Annotated in this window: 24 protein-coding genes; 12 read left to right on the top strand and 12 right to left on the bottom strand. The window is 64.3% G+C overall.

The genetic code is table 11. From position 1 onward, the window contains the following. Positions 1-14 precede the first annotated feature (14 nt). From SPICUR_RS07340 to SPICUR_RS07305, 8 genes are read right to left on the bottom strand one after another with little or no spacing between them, the layout of a single operon-like run. A complete protein-coding gene (locus SPICUR_RS07340; protein ID WP_041381796.1) occupies positions 15-1,469 on the bottom strand; it encodes a proton-conducting transporter transmembrane domain-containing protein in 1,455 nt (484 codons plus the stop codon). Then, a complete protein-coding gene (locus tag SPICUR_RS07335; RefSeq protein ID WP_023367618.1) occupies positions 1,466-2,950 on the bottom strand; it encodes a monovalent cation/H+ antiporter subunit D family protein in 1,485 nt (494 codons plus the stop codon). The genes SPICUR_RS07340 and SPICUR_RS07335 overlap by 4 nt, the downstream gene beginning before the upstream one ends. After that, positions 2,947-3,309 carry a cation:proton antiporter subunit C gene (locus tag SPICUR_RS07330; RefSeq protein ID WP_023367616.1) on the bottom strand — a complete coding sequence of 121 codons (363 nt, stop codon included), beginning with the start codon at positions 3,307-3,309 and terminating at the stop codon, positions 2,947-2,949. Before SPICUR_RS07330 ends, SPICUR_RS07335 begins: the two co-directional genes overlap by 4 nt. Beyond that, a complete protein-coding gene (locus SPICUR_RS07325) occupies positions 3,306-3,782 on the bottom strand; it encodes a Na(+)/H(+) antiporter subunit B (RefSeq protein ID WP_023367614.1) in 477 nt (158 codons plus the stop codon). Before SPICUR_RS07325 ends, SPICUR_RS07330 begins: the two co-directional genes overlap by 4 nt. Continuing rightward, positions 3,779-4,306 carry a DUF4040 domain-containing protein gene (locus SPICUR_RS07320; RefSeq protein ID WP_023367612.1) on the bottom strand — a complete coding sequence of 176 codons (528 nt, stop codon included), beginning with the start codon at positions 4,304-4,306 and terminating at the stop codon, positions 3,779-3,781. The genes SPICUR_RS07325 and SPICUR_RS07320 overlap by 4 nt, the downstream gene beginning before the upstream one ends. A 14-nt stretch (positions 4,307-4,320) precedes the next feature. After that, a complete protein-coding gene (mnhG, locus tag SPICUR_RS07315) occupies positions 4,321-4,665 on the bottom strand; it encodes a monovalent cation/H(+) antiporter subunit G (RefSeq protein ID WP_023367610.1) in 345 nt (114 codons plus the stop codon). Next, complete coding sequence (locus tag SPICUR_RS07310; protein ID WP_023367608.1) at positions 4,662-4,949, bottom strand: MrpF/PhaF family protein; 288 nt, start codon at positions 4,947-4,949, stop codon at positions 4,662-4,664. The genes mnhG and SPICUR_RS07310 overlap by 4 nt, the downstream gene beginning before the upstream one ends. Continuing rightward, positions 4,946-5,425 (bottom strand): Na+/H+ antiporter subunit E, encoded by a 480-nt coding sequence (locus SPICUR_RS07305; RefSeq protein ID WP_023367606.1) that lies wholly within the window; start codon positions 5,423-5,425, stop codon positions 4,946-4,948. Before SPICUR_RS07305 ends, SPICUR_RS07310 begins: the two co-directional genes overlap by 4 nt. Positions 5,426-5,549: 124 nt before the next feature. Between SPICUR_RS07305 and phoB the strand changes: the two genes are divergently transcribed. From phoB to phoU, 7 genes are all read left to right on the top strand, one after another. Continuing rightward, positions 5,550-6,233, top strand: a complete 684-nt coding sequence (gene phoB, locus SPICUR_RS07300) for a phosphate regulon transcriptional regulator PhoB (RefSeq protein WP_023367605.1) — start codon at positions 5,550-5,552, stop codon at positions 6,231-6,233. 12 nt (positions 6,234-6,245) lie between these two features. Further along, positions 6,246-7,562 (top strand): phosphate regulon sensor histidine kinase PhoR, encoded by a 1,317-nt coding sequence (phoR, locus tag SPICUR_RS07295; RefSeq protein ID WP_023367603.1) that lies wholly within the window; start codon positions 6,246-6,248, stop codon positions 7,560-7,562. 66 nt (positions 7,563-7,628) lie between these two features. After that, positions 7,629-8,642, top strand: coding sequence for a substrate-binding domain-containing protein (locus SPICUR_RS07290; RefSeq protein ID WP_023367601.1), 1,014 nt, complete (start codon positions 7,629-7,631; stop codon positions 8,640-8,642). A gap of 135 nt (positions 8,643-8,777) precedes the next feature. Next, positions 8,778-10,001 carry a phosphate ABC transporter permease subunit PstC gene (gene pstC, locus SPICUR_RS07285; protein ID WP_257719849.1) on the top strand — a complete coding sequence of 408 codons (1,224 nt, stop codon included), beginning with the start codon at positions 8,778-8,780 and terminating at the stop codon, positions 9,999-10,001. Positions 10,002-10,014: 13 nt separating this feature from the next. Next, entirely contained in the window at positions 10,015-11,184 is a 1,170-nt protein-coding gene (gene pstA, locus SPICUR_RS07280) for a phosphate ABC transporter permease PstA (protein ID WP_023367597.1), read from the top strand. A 62-nt stretch (positions 11,185-11,246) separates the two neighbouring features. Next, positions 11,247-12,050, top strand: coding sequence for a phosphate ABC transporter ATP-binding protein PstB (gene pstB / locus SPICUR_RS07275; RefSeq protein WP_023367595.1), 804 nt, complete (start codon positions 11,247-11,249; stop codon positions 12,048-12,050). 23 nt (positions 12,051-12,073) lie between these two features. After that, entirely contained in the window at positions 12,074-12,796 is a 723-nt protein-coding gene (gene phoU / locus SPICUR_RS07270; RefSeq protein WP_023367593.1) for a phosphate signaling complex protein PhoU, read from the top strand. On the opposite strand, the gene argF is transcribed toward phoU, so the two are convergent. Together argF and SPICUR_RS07260 are read right to left on the bottom strand one after the other, a co-directional pair. Further along, positions 12,793-13,695 (bottom strand): ornithine carbamoyltransferase, encoded by a 903-nt coding sequence (gene argF / locus SPICUR_RS07265; RefSeq protein WP_023367591.1) that lies wholly within the window; start codon positions 13,693-13,695, stop codon positions 12,793-12,795. The two genes, phoU and argF, sit on opposite strands and share 4 nt — an antisense overlap. Positions 13,696-13,714: 19 nt before the next feature. After that, positions 13,715-14,911, bottom strand: coding sequence for an acetylornithine transaminase (locus SPICUR_RS07260; protein WP_041382447.1), 1,197 nt, complete (start codon positions 14,909-14,911; stop codon positions 13,715-13,717). 116 nt (positions 14,912-15,027) lie between these two features. Between SPICUR_RS07260 and SPICUR_RS07255 the strand changes: the two genes are divergently transcribed. The 5 genes from SPICUR_RS07255 to typA all read left to right on the top strand — a co-directional run bounded on the left by SPICUR_RS07255 (position 15,028) and on the right by typA (position 20,969). After that, positions 15,028-15,861, top strand: coding sequence for a PHP domain-containing protein (locus SPICUR_RS07255; protein ID WP_158499837.1), 834 nt, complete (start codon positions 15,028-15,030; stop codon positions 15,859-15,861). Further along, the gene (locus SPICUR_RS07250; protein WP_237220326.1) at positions 15,842-16,846 is read left to right on the top strand and encodes a serine/threonine protein kinase; all 1,005 of its coding nucleotides are present in this window, start codon (positions 15,842-15,844) and stop codon (positions 16,844-16,846) included. The genes SPICUR_RS07255 and SPICUR_RS07250 overlap by 20 nt, the downstream gene beginning before the upstream one ends. 34 nt (positions 16,847-16,880) lie before the next feature. Next, positions 16,881-17,561 carry a potassium channel family protein gene (locus SPICUR_RS07245; protein WP_023367583.1) on the top strand — a complete coding sequence of 227 codons (681 nt, stop codon included), beginning with the start codon at positions 16,881-16,883 and terminating at the stop codon, positions 17,559-17,561. Further along, positions 17,497-19,035 (top strand): TrkH family potassium uptake protein, encoded by a 1,539-nt coding sequence (locus tag SPICUR_RS07240; protein WP_023367581.1) that lies wholly within the window; start codon positions 17,497-17,499, stop codon positions 19,033-19,035. Before SPICUR_RS07245 ends, SPICUR_RS07240 begins: the two co-directional genes overlap by 65 nt. Positions 19,036-19,127: 92 nt before the next feature. After that, positions 19,128-20,969 carry a translational GTPase TypA gene (typA, locus tag SPICUR_RS07235; protein WP_023367579.1) on the top strand — a complete coding sequence of 614 codons (1,842 nt, stop codon included), beginning with the start codon at positions 19,128-19,130 and terminating at the stop codon, positions 20,967-20,969. A 9-nt stretch (positions 20,970-20,978) separates the two neighbouring features. Here typA and SPICUR_RS07230 read toward each other — a convergent pair whose 3' ends face one another. Together SPICUR_RS07230 and SPICUR_RS09765 are read right to left on the bottom strand one after the other, a co-directional pair. Next, entirely contained in the window at positions 20,979-21,869 is an 891-nt protein-coding gene (locus SPICUR_RS07230) for a polyprenyl synthetase family protein (protein WP_023367577.1), read from the bottom strand. Then, positions 21,853-22,104, bottom strand: a complete 252-nt coding sequence (locus tag SPICUR_RS09765; RefSeq protein WP_076742169.1) for an exodeoxyribonuclease VII small subunit — start codon at positions 22,102-22,104, stop codon at positions 21,853-21,855. Before SPICUR_RS09765 ends, SPICUR_RS07230 begins: the two co-directional genes overlap by 17 nt. Positions 22,105-22,132: the final 28 nt, after the last annotated feature.

Here is a 22,132-nt window from a genome sequence, read left to right as displayed (position 1 = left end):
GTCCCTTGCCATTATCACGGAATGCCCATTGTCAGGAGTCGATAGGCTGGATCCGCCAGGATGAACAATACGAGGGTGCCCGCCGCGGTGACCAGCAGCGGGATCAGACAGAGTGCGGGCGCCTCGGAGACGCGCTGCTGAGAGGGATCATTACCCGGTAGCGGGCGCAGGAACGCGCGCATCACCGGCGGCATCAGATAACCGACATTGAGCAGCGTGCTGAGTACGAAGGCCGCCACCACCAGGTATTCTCCGGTGCTCCAGGCACCGCTGATCAGATACCACTTGCTCCAGAAGCCACCGGTGGGCGGCAGCCCGATGACGCATAGCGCGCCGATGAAAAACGCCAGCATGGTCAACGGCATGCGCCGGGCAAGACCGTCCATGCCGCTGACTGTATTGATGCCATTGGCGACATAAATGGCGCCGGCACAGAAAAACAGTGTGATCTTGCCAAAGCCATGCATGAGCATGTGCAGACCACCGCCGATGGCCGACAACTCGGTGGCGAGGAGCGCGCCGGTGACGATGTAGGCGAGCTGACTGACCGTGGAATAGGCGAGTCGCGCCTTGAGGTTATCCTGACGCAGGGCGACCAGGGAGGCGGCGAGCATTGTGAACACCGCGACGCCCAGCATCATCGGCTGCGTGACCAGTGACTGGGTGTACTCGAGCCCGAAGATATAGAGCACGACGGTGAGCACGCTGAACACCCCCGCCTTGACCACCGCCACGGCATGCAACAGCGCGGAAACCGGCGTCGGCGCAACCATTGCCGCTGGTAACCAGCGATGGAACGGCATGATCGCGGCCTTGCCGATGCCGTATATCAGCACCACCAGCACGATCGCACCGATGCTGGTCGGCACCTGATCGGTCAGGATCCCGCCGTTGGTGAAGCTGAGGGTGCCGGTGGCGTGCCAGATCCAGATGATCGCCGGCAGCATCAGCCCGATGCTCGTGACCAGTAACAGCGAGAGATAAGTGCGCCCGCCGCTTCGGGCCTTCTCGGTACCGGTATGGGCGACCAGCGGATAGGTCGAGATCGAGAGGATCTCGTAGAACAGATACAGAGTGAGTAGATTCTCGGCAAAGGCGATGCCCATGGTCGCGCCCAGGGCGATCGCATAGCAGGCCATGAAGCGGGCCAGATGATGGTAACCACCGGCCCGCATATAGCCGATCGCGTAGGGGGTTGCGGCGATATAGAGCGTCGCGGCCAGCAGCGCGAACACCAGCCCCAGTGGCTGTGCGGAAAGCGTGATCGTCAGCCCCGGCATCAGTTCGACGATCGTCTGTTGCCCGTCATGACCGCCGCCGACCCGATTAACCAGAACGCCGACCACAGTCAGGAACAGCGGTATCGGCAACCCGAAACACAACCCGTCGCGGAGCCGGGGGCGCCGGGCCGCGGCCGCGATCAGCGCGGCGCCGATGAAAGGGATCAGGACGGCGAGCAATGGCGTCATGGCAGCGCCCCACTGGAGAGCGCCTCGGCTGCGCGTGTCGCGCCGCCAACGGTGAGCCGCGTATCGATGCCGAACCAGAAGTTGGCGGCGACCAGCACCCAGACCGGCAGCAGCAGCGTCCAGTGCGCCTCTTCCACCGCGGGCGCGTCGTCCGGCCGGGGCTGCATCCAGGCGATCTCGATGACCCGCGCGATATAGAGCAGTGCCATCAGCGATGTGATCAGGATGAGCCCGACCAGCCAGATCTGTCCGGCATCTACCGCGGCCGTCAGGAGGTACCACTTACTGATGAAGCCCGCCGTGGGCGGCAGCCCGATCAGGCTGACGCCGGCGAGGGCAAAGCCGGTGAGTGTCCAGGGCATCTGCCGGCCGATCCCGCGCAGGTCATTCATGCCCAGACCACCGCAGCGATAGGCCATGAGCCCGGCGCTGGCGAACAGGGCCGCCTTCATCAGGCCGTGGTTGAACAGATGCAGGAACGATGCGGTCAGGCCGGACACGGTGGTCAGGCTGACGCCCAGCACCATATAGCCGACCTGCGCGACCGACGAGTAGGCCAGCATGCGCTTGAGGTTGCTCTGCAGGATCGCCAGCCACGAGCCGGCGAACATGCTGCCGATGGCAAGCGCCATCAGCCCGGCGGCCAGGGGCAGTGCCGTAAAGCTGTAGGCCGGACCGAAGACGTCGAAAATGAACCGCAGCATCACATAAAGCGCCACCTTGGTCGCGGTGGCGGCGATCAGGGCACTGATCAGTGATGGCGCGTAGGTGTAGGCATTGGGCAGCCAGTGATGCAGCGGGAACAGCGCCAGCTTGATCGAGAGCCCCACTACGATGAACCCGAGACCGACATCCAGCGCCCGCGAGCCCTCGTTCACCGGCAGCCGCTCGGCGATATCCAGCATGTTGAGCGAGCCGGTGAGGATGTAGAGCACCGCGATGCCGATCAGCAGGAAGGTCGCGCCCACCGTGCCCATGATCAGGTAGCGGAATGCCGCGATGAGTGCCCGCCGATCGCGGCCATGGGCGATCAGGCCGTAGGTCGCCAGCGACGAGATCTCGAGGAAGACGAACACGTTGAAGACATCACCGGTCAGGGTGATGCCAAGCAGCCCTGCCAGCGCGATCAGCACCAGGGCGTAGAAGCTGCCCTGGCGCTCAGGGACCTCATCATCCACCAGGGGCTTGCCCCATGGCAGGAGGATGGCCGACACCCCGGTAATGAGCAGTGCGACGAAGGCATTGGCGGCATCCACCCGGTATTCAATACCCACCGGTGGCGGCCAGTCGCCGAACGCGTAGCGCAGCGTGTCGCCATCAAAGACCGCCGCCAATACGAAAGCGCTGATGATGAACGCCGATATCATCGCCAGTGTCGCCAGCAGCCATGGCAATCCACGTCCCGGCAGCAGGACACAGACGGGTCCGGCGATCAGCGGGATCAGGACGATGAAGGGCATCAGCTCGGTGATCGAGCTCATACGCGATCGTCCTCCTCAGCGGCGGCGTCGATGTCATCATCGTCGATGCTGCCGTACGCCTCGCGGATGCGCACGGTCAGTGCCAGGGCGACGGCGGTGGTGGCAATACCGACGACAATCGCGGTAAGGATGAGGACATGCGGGAGGGGATTGGAGTAGAGGTCGACGCCGTCACGCAGCACGGGGGTGGACCCGCCGTTCACCTTGCCGGCAGAGATGAACAGGATGAACACCGATGTCTGGAAAATCCCCAGACCGATGACCTTCTTGATCATGTTGCCGCGCACGATCATGCAGTAGTAACCGGTCATCATCAGCACGATCACGGCCCAGTAATTAACCATGCTGATCAGCGTCATTGCTGTTCCTCTCTGACATCGTCGGCCGCATCAGGGTCGAGGCCGGCCGCGACGGTATCCGCCCGGCGTCGGGCGAACAGCAGGAAGATCAGCATCACCACCGCGGCCACGGTGACGCCAACGCCGAACTCGACGAGGATGATCCCGGTCTGCTGCGCCGCCTTAGGCGCATCGAGAAGCGGATCGAAATCAAGGAAACGCCCACCGAGCGCAACCCCCAACAGGCCGACCAGTGCATAGAGCAGGACCCCCAGGGAGGCGAGGGCGTAGATGACCCGCTGGGGAATGACCCGCAGGCCGGTGTCGAGCCCGTAGATGAACACGAACAGAATCCAGGCGGATGCGAACAGCACCCCGGCCTGGAAGCCGCCACCGGGCGAATACTCGCCGTGGAACTGCACATAGAGCCCGAACAGCATGACCAGCGGGATCAGGAAGCGGGCCACCACCACGAGGATCGCGTTGTCTCTCATGAGTCGCCTCCATCGCGGCGCTGGCGGTGACGGGGTGGCGGCGCCAGGAGGGCGTAGACCACGATCCCGGCGGTGAGGATGACAACGGCCTCACCCATGGTATCGATCGAGCGGTAGCTTGCCAGTACGGCTGCGACCAGATTGGGAATGCCGATATCCGAGTAGGTCTGCTCGATGAAATAGGCACCCAGATGCTGATGGATGGGATTGCCTGCGTTTCCGAATGCCGGCAGGTCGAAGGAGGCATAGACCAGCGCCGCGCCGGTGAGCGTGACAATGGCCAGAGCCGGCAGGCTATGACCCGCCCGGCGGTGCTCGTAGCGCGGCACCAGGGCGAGTACGGCAAGGATGAGCACCGTGCTGATGCCCGCCCCCACGGCGGCCTCGGTCAATGCCACATCCCCGGCATCGAGCGTGGCGAACAGCCCGGCAATGGTCAGCGAGTAGATCGCGAACAGCATCGTTGCCTTGAGGAGATCACGGGTGACGACCACGGTGACCGCCACCACGATGAGGAATAGCAACAGCGCGATATCGATCAGGTGTTCGATGGCGGTTCCCCGGGCGGCGCGTCGGTGTCATGGGTGATCGGCTCGATGCCGGCCGCCATCGCGGCGCGGGCGGTCGCATGCGAGGCCGTGGGTGTCGTGAACAGTAAGAACAGCAGAATAAGCAGGAGCTTGAAGCTCAACAGCGTCCAGCCTGACTGGAGCACCAGACCGCCAACGATCAGTAGCGGGGCGATCGTATCGGTGACACCGGCGGCATGCAGCCGTGTGAAGATATCCGGGAAGCGGACCACACCAATGCCGCCAATGACCGCGAAGCCGCCACCAATGACCAGCATCGCCGCGGAGAGGCCGTGCAGCAGCGCATCGATCATCCGTCATCCCCACGGCCGGCGGCCAGATCGCGCTGGCGAACCAGCTTGAGGACCGCCACCACAGCAAGGAAGTTGATCAATGCGTAGACCAGCGCGACATCGACCAGATCCCCATTGCCCGAGAAATAGGCGATCAGTGCGATCAGCAGCACGGTCTTGGTCCCGAAGACATTGACGCCGACGATGGTATCGAACACCGATGGCCCTTTAATGGCCCGCCAGAGTGCCAGCCCCATCGTGGTGAAGATGGCGGGGATCGTTGCGAGGAGGACCGTCTCCATCATCGCTCCCCCTCGAGCCACTCGACGCGACGTCCCATCGCCTCGCTTCGCAGTCCCTCCACCGCTTCGGGCAGTAGTGCATGGATCTGGGCCCGGTGGCCACCACTCTCCAGCCAGGTGGTGACCGTGCCGGGTGTCAGCGTGATCGAGTTTGCGTACGTCACCCGCCCCACGCGCGAGTGCTGGCGGACAGGGACCTCGATGAGTGTCGGGTGGATACGCCGTGGATCAATGACGGCGCGCGCCACGGCGATATTCGAAATGATGACCTGACCGGCCAGCCAGAACCAGTAGACGATCAATCGCCAGGACAGGGTCGCCGGATCATGCTCTGCCCCCAGAACCTCCATGCGTTCGGTCAGCCAGACGACCAGCCCGATCGAGGCCGCTCCCAGGATGAACAGCAGCGGCTTGTAGACACCGGACAGACCGAGCCACAGCACCGCCAGGACCACTGAGAGGGAGAGGTAATAACGCATGCCGGCAATGTACCAATGTCGCTGCGGCGCTGCCAGCCGCCGCGTTGTGTGACCGGATTGTCACAGAGTCGCAATCTGAGTGACTCTATAATGCCGCTGATCTGATGTTAGGGGGGAAGCCACTGTGGCCAGCATTCTGCTTGTAGAGGATGAAGAAGCGATCCGCGAAATGGTGGCAATGGCCCTGGAGCGGGCCGGCTACCGGGTGCGCCACGCGGAGTCAGCGGAGGATGGTGAGGCGGCGATGCGGCTGAGCCAACCCGATCTGGTTCTGCTTGACTGGATGCTGCCGGGGCAGAGCGGTATCGATTTCGCGCGACGGCTCAAGCGTGATCGGGTAACGCGCGACATCCCCATCATTCTGCTGACGGCGCGGGGCGAGGAGGCCGATCGTATCCGCGGGCTGGATGCCGGCGCCGACGACTATGTACCCAAACCGTTCTCGCCCCGCGAGCTGGTGGCGCGGGTCAAAGCGGTTCTGCGCCGCGTCCAGCCAACCGCGAACGAGGCGCCGGTCGAGGCGCGCGAACTCAGACTCGATCCAGTCAGTCATCGCGTGACAGGCACGGGGCAAGCCCTCGACATGGGGCCCACCGAATTCCGGCTGCTGCATTTTTTCATGACCCATCCGGATCGTGTCTTCAATCGCGCGCAGCTCCTCGATAATGTCTGGGGGGCCAATGTCTATGTTGAGGAGCGCACCGTTGATGTCCATGTCCGCCGGCTTAGAAAGGCGCTCGAGCCCTCGGGGCACCACGATCTGCTGCAGACCGTGCGGGGAGCAGGCTATCGCTTTTCCGTCGACTGACGGGATCGTCACATGCTGATGAGTAACCCCTGGCCGGCGGCGGCCTTCCGGACGGCGGCCGGCGGTGCGTTCATCACACTGTTCGGTGTTGCCACGGGCGTCCCCTGGCTGGTGCTTGCTGCCGGCTCCGGCCTTCTGGTCTACAACCTCAGCCAGGCCTATCGGCTCGAGCGCTGGCTGCGGGCATCACGTCGGCGGCGGCCACCGCGCGGCAATGGGGTATGGGGGCATATCTTTGACGGGCTCGACCGCCAGCAGCTGCAGCAGCGCACGCGTCGAACCCGTCTTGTTCGGCTTCTGAGACGATTTCGTGAGGGTGCGAATGCGATGCCGGACGGGACGATCGTCCTGTCCGCGGGCGGTGATATGCAGTGGTGGAATCGGCTTGCATCCCGCTATCTCGGGCTCCGTTGGCCGCAGGACCGCGGCCAGCGCATCGCCAATCTCATCCGGCACCCGGAATTCGCGGCCTATCTGGCCGAGCGCGACTGGACGGCCGCGGTCAAGATTCCATCCCCCCAGGATCCGCGCCGCACGCTCGAGATCCGCATCGTCCCCTACGGTGACCATCAACAGATGCTGCTCGCACGAGACATTACCGAGCTGCATCGGCTCGAGACCATGCGCCGGGATTTTGTGGGCAATGTCAGTCATGAGCTGCGCACGCCGCTGACGGTTCTTCAGGGGATGTCCGAGCAGCTCGGCGAGATGGAGTCGCTGGACGCGGAGGAGCTGGCGCGGCCGCTGGCACTGATGGATCAGCAGATCGGTCGTATGACCCGCCTGGTTGATGATCTGTTGCTGCTCTCACGGCTCGAGACCGAGCGGCCCGCGGGAGAACGTGGCACGATCGACATGCCGGCGTTGCTCACCGAAGCCGTCGACGAGGCGCGCGCCCTCAGCAACGAGCGGCACAGCATCGCGCTGACCATGGATGAGTCGCTGGGCATCGACGGGGACCGGGACGAGATCCGCAGTGCCATCTCCAATCTGCTCTCCAACGCCGTGAAATATACCGAGGCGGGCGGACGCATTGATGTGCGCTGGTTTGCGGCTGAGGGGGCGGCCTGCCTGGCGGTGGCTGATACCGGACGCGGGGTCCCGCCCCACCACATCCCCCGGCTGACCGAGCGTTTCTACCGCGTCGATCATGGCCGTGCGAGCCGCGATGGTGGCACCGGGCTCGGGCTGGCGATCGTCAAACACGTACTCTCACGCCACGGGGGGCGGCTTGAGGTCACCAGCCAGGTCGGCGTCGGCAGTACCTTTACCGCGCTTTTTCCTGATTACCAGCGCGTCGGCGACGCCTCCGCCTCAACGGTTTCATGATCCTGTCACAAAGGGCGACTAATCTGCACTCAGTTCCCAACCCAAGCATCAACGAGGAGTAACCTCATGCAGATCTGGAAAACGAGTGCCCTTGCACTGGCCGCAGCTGTCGGCGCCACTTCGCTGGCGAACGCGCAGGAGCGTGAGCAGATGCGCATTGTTGGCTCGAGCACGGTCTATCCGTTCGCGAGCTACGTGGTCGAAGAGTTTGGCGCGACCACGAATTTCCCCACCCCGGTGATCGAGTCCACTGGTTCGGGCGGCGGCCTGGCCCTGTTCTGCGATGGAGTCGGCGTTTCCACACCTGACATCACCAACGCCTCGCGGCGGATGAAGGTCAGCGAGTTCGACCGTTGTCAGGAAAACGGCGTCACCGACATCACTGAGGCCAAGATCGGCTCGGACGGCATCGTCATCGCCCAGAGCGCGGACAACGAGCCCCTTGATCTCACCCGCGAGCAGATCCTGATGGCGGTCGCCGCCGAGGTGCCGCAGGACGGTGAGCTGGTCGACAACCCGTACACCAACTGGAACGAGATCGATTCGAGCCTGCCTGACCGCGAGATCGAGGTCCTCGGCCCGCCGAGCACCTCTGGTACGCGCGACGCCTTTGAGGAGCTTGCCCTCGAAGAGGTGTCCGTCGAGGCGGGCTATCCGGAGCCGTACTCCACGATCCGTGCAGATGGTCCGTACGTCGATTCCGGTGAGAACGACAACCTGATCGTTCAGCGGATCCGCGAGAACCAGACAGCGGTCGGTATTTTTGGCTATAGCTTCCTTGCGGAGAATAGCGACACGCTCCAGGCCGCTGCCGTGGACGGTGTCGAGCCGACCGTGGAGAATATCTCGCAGGATGCGTACCCGGTGGCCCGTAGCCTCTGGTTCTATGTCAAGGAAGCGCACGTCGGCGTGGTGCCTGGCATCGACGAGTACACCAGCCTGTTCATGGACGACATCATGATCGGCGAGAATGGTCTGCTGGTCTCAGAGGGCCTGATTCCGCTGCCGTCTGCGGAGAGCGCCGAGTGGCGTGATCGGGTGGCCAACAGCGTGCCGATGGAGCGCAGCGATCTTGAGTGATCGGCTTCCGGGCAGGGCTCCCTCGGGGCGCTGACCCGCGGAGTGATGGCCGCTGCTCCCCCGGGGGAGCAGCGGCCTGCTTGTTTCGATTGAGTGATTGGAGGGCAGGCGTTGGGTATCGGTAGTGCAACCCTCGTGTTATTGGCCGCGCTCGGCGTGATGGGCGCACTGGCCTTTCGGCTGGGTCGTGGCAAGGCACTGGCGAGCGTCGCGGAAGGCATCAAGATGCATTCGCGACCGCAACAGTATGGCTGGTACTCCGTTGTCTGGATGGGACTGCCGGCCCTCGGGGTGGCGGTCGCGGCGGCGCTGCTGAGTGTCCTGGGCATCATCGCGCCCTCGCGGGAGCTGGTGGTCATTACATCGCTGGCAGTGGCGGCGTTCGGTCTGGGCTGGGGGCTTCGCGCCATCGGGCCGGCGGTGCGGGCAAGGAATGCGCTCGACACGGTCATCCGCATGCTGCTGCTGGGCGCCGCGCTCATTTCCATCATCACCACCCTGGCGATTGTCCTCTCGATCATCTTCGAGGCCATGCGGTTCTTCCGCGAGGTCAGCGTCTGGGAATTCGTCACCGGTACCGTCTGGTCGCCCGGTGATACGTTTCTCGAATCCGTCGGGCGGGGCGAAGACGCCGGCGGGGCAGGATCGTTCTTCGGCTCTGTGCCGCTATTTGCCGGTACCTTCATGGTGACCGGCATCGCGATGGCGACGGCGCTCCCCATCGGCCTGCTGTCGGCGATTTTCATGTCGGAGTACGCGACGCCGACCCAGCGCGGGATTGCAAAGCCGCTGCTGGAGATCCTCGCCGGTATCCCGACCGTGGTCTACGGCTTCTTCGCGGCGATCACCGTCAGCCCGCTGGTGGTGGACATCGCCGCTTTCTTCGGGCTGGATGCGTCGTACAGCAACATCCTCTCGCCCGGAATCGTGATGGGGATCATGATCATTCCGTTCATTTCCTCGCTCTCCGATGACGTGATCAACAGCATTCCCCAGAGCCTTCGTGAGGGGGCCTACGCGCTGGGGACGACCCATTCCGAGACCATCAAGCAGGTCATCCTGCCGGCGGCGCTTCCGGGCGTTATCTCCGCGTTCCTGCTCGGTGTCTCACGGGCGCTGGGCGAGACGATGATCGTCGTGATGGCGGCCGGCATGCGGCCCAACCTGACCTGGAATCCGCTGGAGGACATGACCACGGTGACCGTCAATATCGTGGCCTCCCTGACGGGCGATCAGGCGTTCGACAGCCTCATGACGCTGTCGGCGTTCGCGCTCGGTCTCGTGCTGTTCACGGTGACGCTGCTGCTGAATCTGCTGTCGACCTACCTGATCCGTCGGTTCAAGCAGAACTACGATTAAAGAGGCGCCTGCCATGCAACAAAGACTGACGGGCTCGGCCGATGATCCGCTCATCCGCGGCCGTTACCGCAAGGAGGCCCGCTTCAAGGGCTACACGATCGGTGCGCTATTGATTGCGTTCGCCATTATCGTCGCCTTTTTCGCGGATATCATCGGTCAGGGATACAGCGCCTTCTGGCGTACCGAAGTCCGTGTGACCCTCGATTACAACGAGCGGGCCGAGCGAATCGGTCGCTTCGCGCTCGCCGAGGACATGCGGGAAATCGTCTCCCGCGGCGCGGTCCGGTCCATTCCCCGCGAGATCCGCAACAACCCGGAGCTCGCCGGCATCACGCGCGAGGTCTGGGCGCCGGCCTATAGCGAGGTCGATCAGTACCTCAAGGGCGACGCGGATCTGCCCGAGGCGATGGCGGCGCAGGTGGACGCCATGGTCGAGTCGGGACAGATCCGGAATTCGTTCAACTGGGCGTTCTTTACGCAGGGTGATTCCAAGCTCCCGGAGCTTGCGGGGATCCTGTCGGCGGCCGTCGGATCGATCCTGGTTCTGTTCGTGACCCTCCTGTTCGCTTTTCCGGTGGGGGTGATGTCGGCGATCTACCTTGAGGAGTTCGCGCCGGATAACAAGCTCACGCGGGCGATAGAGGTCAATATCAACAACCTTGCGGCGGTGCCATCGATCATCTTTGGCCTCCTTGGCCTCGCCGTTTTCATCAATACCTTCGGTGTGCCGCGTTCATCGGCTCTGGTGGGTGGGCTGACCCTTGGATTGATGACCCTGCCGATCATCATTATCAGCACCCGTGCCGCACTCAGATCGGTGCCCGATCCGATCCGCCTGGGGGCATTCGCGATGGGGTGCTCACGCTGGCAGGTGGTCCGCGACCATGTCCTGCCGCTCTCACTGCCGGGTATCCTCACCGGTACGATCATCGGCCTGGCACAGGCGATGGGCGAGACCGCTCCGCTGATCATTGTCGGCATGGTGGCCTACATACCGGATATACCCGGCAATATCTTTGAATCGGCGACCGTGCTGCCCGCGCAGATCTTCACCTGGGCGAGCGAGCCGAGGCAGGCATTTGTCGAGAAAACCGGCGCCGGGATCATCGTGCTCCTGGCAATACTGCTGACTCTCAACGCGGCAGCGGTCTTGCTGCGGCGCAAGTTCGAACGTCGCTGGTAGCGACTGGCGGGGGAATGATGGAAACTGAAGTGGATAAGCGAGCGACATCGGAGACGGCCTCTATGGCCCAGACAACCGGGACGGCGCCCGGGGAGCAGTCGGCGACGCCTCACGTCAAAGTGAGTGCGCGTGATCTGAACCTCTGGTACGGCGATACTCAGGCGCTGCACGACATTAACCTCGATATGTACTCACGCCAGGTGACAGCGCTGATCGGGCCGTCGGGGTGTGGCAAGTCGACGTTTCTGCGTTGCCTCAACCGGATGAACGACCTGATCCCGAGGGTTCATATCTCTGGCCGGGTGGCACTGGAGGACGAGGATATCTACGACCCGAGTGTCGACGTCGTCCAGCTGCGGACGTATGTCGGGATGGTGTTCCAGAAGCCGAATCCGTTTCCGAAAAGTATCTACGAGAACATTGCCTACGCACCCCGGCTCCACGGAACGGGTACATCGCGCTCGGAATTGGATGACCTGGTGGAATCGGCGCTGAAACGTGCCGGGCTCTGGAACGAGGTGGCGGATCGTCTGGATACGCCCGGGACCGAGCTCTCCGGTGGTCAGCAGCAGCGCCTGTGTATCGCGCGGGCCATCGCCGTCAACCCGGAAGTCATCCTGATGGACGAGCCCGCGTCGGCCCTCGATCCCCTCGCCACGGCCACGGTCGAGGAGCTGATCCATGAGCTCAAGGACAACTACACCATCGTCATCGTGACCCATAACCTGCAGCAGGCCGCTCGGGTGGCAGGCTACACGGCGTTCTTCCACATGGGGCAGATTATCGAAGTCAACGACACCGACACGCTGTTCACCAATCCGGCGGAACAGCGCACCGAGGACTACATCACCGGCCGGTTCGGCTGAGCCGGCAGGGAGCGGCTATCGTCATGGATAAGAAGAGCTTCTCGCAGCATATCTCGCAGCAGTACAACGAAGACCTCGAGCACATCATCACCCGAGTGATGACCATGGGTGGACTGGTCGAGCAGCAGCTCGAATCGGCGCTGGATGCCCTTGTGAACGGCGACCAGGCCAAGGGCGAGCAGGTGGTGACGTCCGATTATAAGATCAATGCGATGGAGGTCGAGCTGGACGAGGCCTGCACCCACATTCTCGCGCGTCGCCAGCCCACCGCCAGTGACCTGCGCCTGATCATGGCGGTCATCAAGGCCATCACTGATCTGGAGCGCATCGGCGATGAGGCCGAGCGTGTCGGGCGGATGGCCCTTCATCTGCTCGAGGAGGATCGGCGCCGCAGTCCGATGGCGGAGATCGCCGCGCTCGGTGAGCAGATCAAGGGCATTCTGCGTGGCGCGCTGGACGCCTTCGCGCGCATGGACTCAGAACAGGCCGTGCAGGTCGCGCAGGAGGATATCAAGGCGGACGCCCAGTACGATTCCATCATCCGCAACCTGGTCAAACACCTCGAGGACAGCCCGAAGTCGGTGCCGCCGGTGCTCGACATCGTCTGGGCGACCCGGTCACTGGAGCGGATCGGTGACCGGTCCCGGAACATCTGCGAATACGTGATCTACTTCGTGCGCGGCAAGGATGTCCGCCACATCAGCTTTGAACAGATGGCTGAAGAGGCCACCGGGGACCGCCGCTAGGCGGTCCCGCTGATCAGCCACTCGAGCAGTGCCTTCTGGGCATGGAGGCGGTTTTCCGCCTCTTCCCAGACCACACTCTGATGACCGTCGAGCACCCCGGCGGTCACTTCCTCGCCCCGGTGGGCCGGCAGGCAGTGCATGAATAGAGCGTCCTTGGCCGCCGCGGCCATCAGCGCTTCGTTGACCTGATAGGCGGCGAAGTCAGCGAGGCGGGTGTCCTGCTCGTCCTCCATCCCCATGCTCGCCCAGACGTCGGTGACCACCAGATCGGCGCCTTCCACCGCCGCCTGCGGATCGGTCTCGTGGCGGCTGTTGGGGTGATCGGCGAGGTCTTCCGGGGCGTAGGCCGACGGCGCCCCGATGGCGAGCCGGAAATCCATCATTTCCGCGGCCTGCATCCACGAGCGGCACATATTGTTGCCATCACCCATCCACGCCACGGTCCGTCCCTGAAGCTCGCCCCGGTGCGCCTGCCAGGTCTGCAGATCGGCGAGCAGCTGGCAGGGGTGGTGATCATCGGTCAGGCCGTTGATAACCGGGACGCTGGACGCGTCCGCGAAGCGCTCCACGGTTTCGTGGTCGAACGTGCGGATCATGACCGCGTCAACCATGCCCGAGAGCACCCGTGCGGTGTCTTCCACCGGTTCGCCGCGACCGAGTTGGGTATCCCTTGGAGAAAGGAATAGCGCGCTGCCCCCGAGCTGCGCCATACCGGCCTCGAACGACACGCGCGTCCGGGTCGAGGATTTCTCGAAGATCATTCCCAGCACCCGACCGCGCAGGGGCTCATGGAGATGGCCGGCATGATGCAGTTCCCGCAGTTCGGCGGCCCGCCGCAGCAGGGTCTCGAGCGCCTCGGCACTGATATCGGCGAGCGTCAGAAAATGGCGCGATGACATCCGGTTTCCCCTGTCAACCTCAGGCAAGCTCGGCCGGTTCATCGGCGATTGCTTCTGCGGTCTTCTCGATCAATGGCGTCAGTGTGTCGACCAATTGGTCGGCCTGTTCGTCAGTGAAGGTGAGTGGTGGCAGAAGGCGTATCACCCGTCCCGCCGTTACGTTGATCAGAATGCCCGCCTCGAGGGCCTGCCCGACCAACTGGCCGCAGGCTCCGTCGAGCTCAATGCCGATCATCAACCCCCGTCCGCGGATTTCGTGGACCCCCCGGACGCCGCTGAGGGCCTGACGCAGGCGGCCGAGCATGCGCTCACCGACCGTCGCTGCACGCGCCAGAAGCCCGTCGCGCTCGATGGCATCGATGACCGCCAGTGCGGCGCGGCTGGACAGTGGATTACCGCCAAAGGTCGTACCGTGACTGCCGGGGCCCAGGACACCGCCTGCCGGCCCGCCCGCCATGCAGGCGCCGATGGGTACGCCGTTGGCAAGGGCCTTGGCCAGTGTCACCACATCCGGCCGGATGTCGGCGTGCTGATGGGCAAACCAGTGGCCGGTTCGACCGACCCCCGACTGCACCTCATCGAGCATGAGCAGCCATCCGTGCTGGTCACAGAGGTGGCGCAGGGCCGGTAGATAGTCATCATCGGGTACGACGATACCGCCTTCGCCCTGGATGGGCTCGACAAATACCGCAACGGTCCGCTCCGTTGCCGCCGCGCGGATCGCATCGACGTCGCTGTAGGGGACCCGCACGAAGCCCTCGGGCAATGGCCCGAAGCCCGTCTGCGCGCGCTGGTTGCCGGTGGCGGTGAGCGCGCCCAGCGTGCGACCGTGGAAGGCGTTCTCCGCGACGATGATCTCTGGTGCCTCAATGCCACGATGATAGCCGTAGAGCCGTGCCAGCTTGATCGCCGCCTCGTTCGCCTCGGCACCACTGTTGGCGAAGAAGACCTGCTCGAGACCCGACAGCGCGCAGAGCCGCTCGCCGAGACGGGACTGGTGCGGCACCTCATAGAGATTGGAGGTATGCACCAGCGTCTGCGCCTGATCGGCGATGGCCGCGGCAACGTCCGGGTGGGCATGGCCCAGGCCGCAGACGGCAATGCCCGAAAGCGCATCCAGGTACCAGCGCCCCTCGGTGTCCTCGAGCCACGCGCCGTCGCCGCGCCGGAACGCGACCGGCAGGCGTTTGTAAGTGGGCATCAGGGCCGTTGACATGGTGATGACCTCCAAAAACAAACGGCAGCCTGCGGCTGCCGAGGGTTTCATTATAGGATGGGCCGATGAAGGCCACAAGCGAGGCGCCAGTGTCCGCCAGCCAGGTTGATTTACACATGCACAGTACCGCCTCGGATGGCCACCTGTCGCCAGCGGCGGTGGTGGCGCGGGCGGCTGCGCGGGGCGTGCGGCTGATGGCACTCACCGACCACGACAGCCTCGACGGCGTGGTCGAGGCACAGGCGAGCGCCCGCGGGCAGGGCATTGAGTGTCTGAGCGGTATCGAGCTCTCGGCACGATGGGCGAGAGGTGTGGTGCATATCGTTGGCCTCGGCATGGACATTACCTGCCCGACACTGATTGAGGGTGTGGCGCGACAGCAGGCCGAGCGCCATGACCGCGCCGCCCGCATCGCTGAGCGACTGGCGGCTGCGGGCGTTGCCGGCATGGCCGATCGGGTGGATGAGATGGCGGCTGGCGTTCCCGGTCGCGCGCATTTCGCCCGCGCACTGGTTGAGCAGGGGGCCTCGCCGACGTTTCAGGCGGCATTTGAACGCTATCTCAAACGCGGTCGGCCCGGCTATGCCGCTGTGCAATGGGCGAGTATCGACGAGGTTGTCGCCTGGATCCATGCCGCTGGCGGTACCGCTGTGTTTGCCCATCCGCTTCGCTATGGTCTGACCCGCGGTGCGCTGCGGGCGGCGATTCAGGCCTTTGTCGGCGCTGGCGGTGAGGCGATTGAGGTCGCCAACGGTGGTGGCGGGCGTGACGACCTCTCGGCGGCCGCGGCACTGGCGCGCCGATTTGGCCTCACTGCCTCCAAGGGCTCGGATTTCCACGATCCAGACTTCCCCTGGGTCGAGATCGGTCGGCTCGAGCCCATTCCCCGTGATCTCACGCCGGTCTGGGAGACCCTCGGAGCGGTCTCGGATGAGCCAGCCAATGACTGAATCACTGCCCGGCGATCATCCGTTTGCCAGTCTCCAGCCGGCGCTCCTGCTGGACATGGTCGAGGCCGCCGGCGTCGATGCCGATGGCCGTCTGCTCGCCCTCAACAGTTATGAAAACCGGGTCTATCAGCTCGGTGTCGAGGATCGGGCCCCGATGATCCTCAAGGCTTATCGGCCCGGGCGCTGGAGCGATGCGGCCATCCTCGAGGAGCATGCCTTCGCGGTCGAACTGGCCGGGCATGAGATCCCGGTGGTGGCGCCGATCGATCTCAATCACCAGACCCTGCATCAGGCGGCCGGTTTCCGCTTCGCGCTCTATCCCCGTCGCGGCGGTCATGCCCCTGAGCTCGACAATGCGGACACGCGGGAGTGGCTGGGGCGTCTGCTGGGTCGCATGCATACGGTCGGCGAGGCCGGGGTGTTCGAGCACCGGCCCGTCCTCGACGCCGATGTCATGGGACGTCAGAGCCGTGACTGGCTGCTGGCGGCCGGCTGGATCCCGGAGGGCGTCGAGGCGTCCTACCGGGCGGTGACCGATGAACTGCTCGCGGCGATCGATGAGGCGCGGGAAAACGCCGCGGGCTGCGCCTTTATTCGCCTGCACGGGGACTTTCACCCCGGCAATATCCTCTGGACCGATCAGGGACCGCATCTGGTGGATCTCGACGACTGCCGGACCGGTCCGGCGATTCAGGATCTATGGATGCTGCTCAGTGGCGATCGCCACGAGCGTACCCTCCAGCTCAGCGACCTGATCGCCGGTTATGAGCAGTTTCGCGCGTTTGATCCGCGTGAGCTCCATCTGCTCGAGGCGCTGCGCACCCTGCGGATCATGCACTATGCCGCGTGGCTGGCGAGGCGCTGGGACGATCCGGCGTTTCCCGCGACCTTCACCTGGTTCGGGACCGAGCGATACTGGGACGATCATGTGCTGACCCTGCGCGAGCAGGTCGCGGCCATGCAGGCGCCGGTGCTGAGCGTTTGACGCAGCGCTGGCCGGATAGCGAGGGGAGGATCGAATGATGATTGTGGTCATCGGGGCCGCACCGGTCGGCAACAGCCTGATCGAACAGGCCCTGTCGAGTACCAACAACGACCTGGTGGTGGTGGAAAGCGATCCTGCACTCGCCGACGCCTGTGCCGAGCAGCATGACGTGCGGGTGCTTGCCATGGACGTCGGCAATGATGCGTTCGTCGGGGAAAGCCAGTTGGCGCGGGCCGAGGCCCTGATCGCGACCACAGATGACGACTCCACCAACCTCATGGCGGTGCTGCTCGCCCAGGAAGTGGGTGTGGAGACCCTCACCAGCACGGTCAACCGGGACTCCCATATCCCGATTTTCCGCCGTCTCGGAGTCCGGGTGCTCTCTGATCCGGAACGGCTGGTCGCCCAGCATCTGCTCGACATTACCCTGCTGCCGGAGACCAATGATGTGACAACCCTGCGGGGCGGTCAGCAGATCATCGAACTCAAGCTCGGGGAGCAGTCACCACTGGTCGGGCTGGACGCTGCCGAAATACGCCGCCGCGAGTTGCTGGGCGAGGATCTGCAGCTGCTCGCCCGGGTGCGGGACGGGACGACGAAGCGCTTTGCGGATGGCGATCAGCTGACGGCCGGGGACGGAGTGATCATCTTTGCCGCGGAGCGCCTGCGCGGCCGGCGCCGGCTCGCCTTCCGCGAGCGTCACCTGGAAGGCTGACAGCGTGCGCGAGGTGCTGCGCGGGACCGGGTTTCTGCTGCATGTCCCCGGTCTGATGGCGCTGCTGTCGCTGCCGATCGCCGGGTGGGCCGGTGAGTGGTGGGGCGCATGGGGGTTGGCACTGACCGCCGCGGTGGCGTTGATCAGTGGCCAGCTGCTGGTCTGGACGACGCGTGGCACGGATCGGTTGTATCGCTATCAGTCGATGCTGATCGCGGGCATCAGCTGGCTGCTCATCGCGATCATTGGTGCGATCCCGGTGTTCGTCAGTGCCCACCTCGCCCCGCTGCCGACAGAGTCCGTGCTGCAGCCATTCCGTCAGCCATCCCATGCCTTTTTCGAATCGGTATCGGGGTTTACCTCCACGGGACTCACCGTCGTAGCGGCCGCCTCGGAGCTGCCGCATCACATTCAGTGGTGGCGGAGTTTCAGTCAGTGGATTGGGGGGATCGGTGTCATTCTCCTGCTGCTGGCGGTCGTCCCCGCCGAGCGCGGCGCCATCAATCTCTATTTCTCGGAGGCCCGCGACGAGAAAATCCTGCCCACCGTCAAATCAACGGTGCAGACCATATGGGCGATCTATCTGGGGTACACGCTGGGCGCCATCGCGCTGCTGTGGATCGTCGGCGAGCCCCCCTGGCGCGCGGTCAATCATGGCATGACAGCGATTGCGACCGGCGGATTCACGATCACCGATGACAGCCTGATGAGCGCCCCTCAGGCCGTCCAGCTCGCGTATGTGCCGATCATGCTGGCCGGTGCGGTGAGCTTTCTTATCCACTATCGGTTGATCGTCGAACGGGTTTCACCGCGCTCGCTCTGGCAGCTCGTGGAGGTCCGGGTGCTGGTCTGGGTGCTGTTGGGAGGTGGTCTGCTGCTCTGGGGGCAGCGCTGGCTGACGGTCGGTGGCAGCGACACGCTGATCAGTTCAGTCATGGTCTGGGTATCGGCGATGACATCGGCGGGGTTCGCCGCTGCCGACCTGTCATCCTGGGGCGACGCGGCGTTGCTGCTGGTGCTCACGGCGGTGCTGATGGGCGGGATGGCTGGATCCACCAGTGGCGGTGTCAAGCTGCTTCGGGTGGGGCTCCTGCTCAAGGATCTGGTGGGCCAGCTCCGCTCGCTCCGCGCCACGCCGCACGAGGTGGTGGTGCTTCGCTATGACGGGGCGCATATCACCCCGGCGCAGATGGCCTCACTCGGCCATACCGCCCTGCGGCTGGTGGGTATCTTCATGCTGCTCTGGCTGCTGGGGGTGTTCATCATGCTCCACTGGTTGCCCGCCGATACCCGGCTTGCCCATGTGTTTTTCGATACCGCCTCGGCGCTGTTCAACTCGGGCCTCGACACAGGGGTTGTTGGGCCTGATCTGAACGCGGGAGCAGCGGTCGTGCTCAGTATCCTGATGCTGCTGGGGCGGCTTGAGGTGTTTCCGCTTCTGCTGCTGGCGGCATTTTTCATGGGTCGGCGCTAGGGCTGCGCCACTGAAACGACAATCCATGCGTTCAACCTGTACACTGGGCGGTTTATTCATTCTGCCAGCGACCGATCAACGAGCGAGATTCCATGATTACCGATCCCCTCCATTCCGATGTGCGTGATCTGCGCAACGTCGCCATCATCGCCCACGTCGACCACGGCAAGACCACCCTGGTGGACCAGCTGCTGCAGCAGTCGGGCACTCTGGCCGCACGCGGCGAGGTCCAGGAGCGGATCATGGATTCCAATGATCTCGAGCGTGAGCGTGGCATTACCATCCTGTCCAAGAATACGGCGATCAAGTGGCAGGACCTGCGCGTGAACATCGTCGATACCCCCGGCCATGCCGACTTCGGCGGCGAGGTCGAGCGGGTGCTTTCGATGGTGGATTCGGTGCTGCTGCTGGTCGACGCCGTCGACGGGCCCATGCCACAGACACGGTTCGTGACCCAGAAGGCGCTCGCACTCGGGCTCAAGCCCATCGTGGTGGTCAACAAGGTGGACCGCGATGGGGCCCGTCCGGACTGGGTCGTCGACAAGACCTTTGATCTGTTCGATAACCTTGGCGCCAGCGAGGAACAGCTTGACTTCCCGGTGATCTACGCCTCGGCCCTGAACGGTTATGCCGGGACCGAGCCCGATGTGCGCGGCGGTGACATGACGCCGCTCTTCGAGCTTATCCGCGATACCGTTCCGGCCCCGCAGGTGGATGCTGAGGGACCGTTCCGCATGCAGGTGACCTCGCTCGACTACAACAGCTACGTCGGTGTGATCGGCATCGGGCGGGTCCAGCGGGGCAGTATCAAGACCAACCAGACATTGACGTGTGTCGACCGCGACGGCAAACGCCGCCAGGTCCGGCTCCTGCAGGTTCTGGGGTTTCTGGGGCTCGACCGCGTCGAGGTGCCATCCGCCAATGCCGGCGATATCATCGCCTTCACCGGTGTCGAGGGCATCAATATCTCCGATACGCTCTGTGACCCGGCGGCGGTCGAGGCGCTGCCGGCACTGACAGTGGACGAGCCGACCGTGTCGATGACCTTCCAGGTCAATACGTCGCCGTTCGTCGGGCGTGAGGGCAAGTATGTGACCTCCCGCCAGCTTCGCGATCGCTTGCTGCGCGAACTCGAGCATAATGTCGCGCTGCGCGTGGAAGACACCGACGATCCCGAGCGATTCCGGGTCTCGGGCCGGGGCGAGCTGCATCTGGGTATCCTCATCGAGAACATGCGTCGCGAGGGCTACGAGCTGGGTGTGTCACGGCCGGAGGTCATCACCCGCGAGGTCGACGGCAGGATCGAGGAGCCCTACGAGCAGCTCACCGTGGATGTCGAGGAGGATTACCAGGGGGCAGTGATGCAGGCACTGGGCGAGCGTGGTGGCGAGCTCACCGATATGCTCCCCGATGGCCGTGGCCGTGTGAGGCTCGATTACATCATCCCGGCCCGTGGGCTGATTGGTTTTCGGACCGAGTTCCTGACCGCGACCTCAGGGACCGGGCTGATGTATCACGTCTTCGATCACTATGGTCCGGCAAAGACCGGGGAGTACGGCCAGCGGAATAACGGCGTGCTGGTGTCAATGGCGCCCGGCAAGGCCGTGGCCTACGCACTGTTCAACCTGCAGGGCCGGGGTAAGCTGTTCATCGGCCATGGCGACGAGGTCTACGAGGGCATGGTGATCGGGCTGCACAGTCGCGACAACGACCTGGTCGTCAACCCGCTCAAGGCCAAGCAGCTCACCAACGTCCGCGCCGCCGGCTCGGACGAGAGCATCATCCTGACACCCCCTCAACGGCTCACGCTGGAGCAGGCGCTCGAGTTCATTGATGATGATGAGCTCGTGGAGGTGACCCCGGGCGCCATCCGGATCCGTAAGAAGTACCTGCTCGAGCATGAGCGCAAGAAAGCGGCGAAGGCCGGTAAATAGGGGCCTGGCTCAGCGCTCGCGGCTGATGATGTAGTCCGCGAGCGAGCGCAGCATGTCGGCGCGTGGGCCGAAGCCTTCCACGGCGCAGACGGCCTCGTCCCTGAGCTCGCGGGCGAATCGTCGCGATGCCGCGAGTCCCATCAGTCCCGGATAGGTGGGTTTCTCGCGCCGTGCGTCGGCGCCGCTGGTTTTGCCCATATCGAGGCTGTCACCGGTCACATCAAGGATGTCGTCCTGGACCTGGAAGGCGAGCCCGATGCACTGGCCGTAGTGGTCGAGGGCGTTGCACTGCTCCGCATCGGCTTCGTTAGCGGCGCAGAGTGATCCCAGCCGCAGGCTGGCGAGAATGAGCGCGCCGGTCTTGTAGCGGTGCATGGCCTCGAGTTCGTTGGCATCGAGCCGATGGTTGACCGCATTCAGATCCAGTGCCTGACCGCCGGCCATCCCCCGCGAGCCCACCGCGAGACCGAGCGCCTGAATCATTCGGAGGCGGCATTCAGCGTTGGCGGGGCCCGCCTCGGCAATATGCTGGAAAGCCAGTGCCTGGAGGGCGTCGCCGGCCAGTATGGCGGTCGATTCATCGAATGCCCGGTGGCAGGTCGGCTGACCCCGTCGCAGGTCATCATCATCCATTGAGGGCAGGTCGTCGTGGATCAACGAGTAGGCGTGGATCATCTCCACCGCACAGGCCGGCGAGTCGAGATCCGAAGCGCGCGCATTGAACAGTGCACCCGCCTGATAGACCAGAAACGGGCGCAGGCGTTTGCCCGGCGCGAGGACCGCGTAACGCATCGCCTCATGCAGGCGCTCCGGTGCCAGCGTGGCATCGGGCAGGGCCTGGTCGAGCGCCGCCTCGACCCGGGTCCGGGCCTGTGTCAGCGCTTCAGTCAGGTTGGCCATCGTCGGTTTCCTCGAAGGCCGTGGGTTCCGCCTCCGCATCCCTGCCAGTGAGTATTTCCACCCGTTGCTCGGCTTCTGACAGGGCCTTCTGACACTCGCGGGTCAGGCGGATCCCCTGTTCAAAGCATTGCAGCGACTGCTCCAGCGTCAACTCGCCGCGCTCCATTCGTTCGACCAGTGCCTCAAGCGTCTGCAGGGCGGTTTCGAAGTCCGGTGTTTCATCATTTTCGCTCATGCGGTGGAGTCTATCGTGCAGCGGCGAC

The organism is Spiribacter curvatus (assembly GCF_000485905.1).
GTDB lineage: Bacteria > Pseudomonadota > Gammaproteobacteria > Nitrococcales > Nitrococcaceae > Spiribacter > Spiribacter curvatus.
The sequence above is the reverse complement of the archived record's forward strand: the minus strand, read 5'-3'. Positions and strand labels throughout refer to the sequence as shown.

Bases quoted from the DNA above. Each gene is read 5' to 3' on its own strand.
- SPICUR_RS07340 (WP_041381796.1), bottom strand. From the start codon at position 1,469: ATGACGCCATTGCTCGCCGTCCTGATCCCTTTCATCGGCGCCGCGCTG.
- SPICUR_RS07335 (WP_023367618.1), bottom strand. From the start codon at position 2,950: ATGAGCTCGATCACCGAGCTGATGCCCTTCATCGTCCTGATCCCGCTG.
- SPICUR_RS07330 (WP_023367616.1), bottom strand. From the start codon at position 3,309: ATGACGCTGATCAGCATGGTTAATTACTGGGCCGTGATCGTGCTGATG.
- SPICUR_RS07325 (WP_023367614.1), bottom strand. From the start codon at position 3,782: ATGAGAGACAACGCGATCCTCGTGGTGGTGGCCCGCTTCCTGATCCCG.
- mnhG (WP_023367610.1), bottom strand. From the start codon at position 4,665: ATGATCGATGCGCTGCTGCACGGCCTCTCCGCGGCGATGCTGGTCATT.
- SPICUR_RS07310 (WP_023367608.1), bottom strand. From the start codon at position 4,949: ATGATGGAGACGGTCCTCCTCGCAACGATCCCCGCCATCTTCACCACG.
- SPICUR_RS07305 (WP_023367606.1), bottom strand. From the start codon at position 5,425: ATGCGTTATTACCTCTCCCTCTCAGTGGTCCTGGCGGTGCTGTGGCTC.
- phoR (WP_023367603.1), top strand. From the start codon at position 6,246: ATGCTGATGAGTAACCCCTGGCCGGCGGCGGCCTTCCGGACGGCGGCC.
- SPICUR_RS07290 (WP_023367601.1), top strand. From the start codon at position 7,629: ATGCAGATCTGGAAAACGAGTGCCCTTGCACTGGCCGCAGCTGTCGGC.
- pstA (WP_023367597.1), top strand. From the start codon at position 10,015: ATGCAACAAAGACTGACGGGCTCGGCCGATGATCCGCTCATCCGCGGC.
- pstB (WP_023367595.1), top strand. From the start codon at position 11,247: ATGGCCCAGACAACCGGGACGGCGCCCGGGGAGCAGTCGGCGACGCCT.
- phoU (WP_023367593.1), top strand. From the start codon at position 12,074: ATGGATAAGAAGAGCTTCTCGCAGCATATCTCGCAGCAGTACAACGAA.
- argF (WP_023367591.1), bottom strand. From the start codon at position 13,695: ATGTCATCGCGCCATTTTCTGACGCTCGCCGATATCAGTGCCGAGGCG.
- SPICUR_RS07260 (WP_041382447.1), bottom strand. From the start codon at position 14,911: ATGTCAACGGCCCTGATGCCCACTTACAAACGCCTGCCGGTCGCGTTC.
- SPICUR_RS07255 (WP_158499837.1), top strand. From the start codon at position 15,028: ATGCACAGTACCGCCTCGGATGGCCACCTGTCGCCAGCGGCGGTGGTG.
- SPICUR_RS07250 (WP_237220326.1), top strand. From the start codon at position 15,842: ATGAGCCAGCCAATGACTGAATCACTGCCCGGCGATCATCCGTTTGCC.
- SPICUR_RS07245 (WP_023367583.1), top strand. From the start codon at position 16,881: ATGATGATTGTGGTCATCGGGGCCGCACCGGTCGGCAACAGCCTGATC.
- typA (WP_023367579.1), top strand. From the start codon at position 19,128: ATGATTACCGATCCCCTCCATTCCGATGTGCGTGATCTGCGCAACGTC.
- SPICUR_RS07230 (WP_023367577.1), bottom strand. From the start codon at position 21,869: ATGGCCAACCTGACTGAAGCGCTGACACAGGCCCGGACCCGGGTCGAG.
- SPICUR_RS09765 (WP_076742169.1), bottom strand. From the start codon at position 22,104: ATGAGCGAAAATGATGAAACACCGGACTTCGAAACCGCCCTGCAGACG.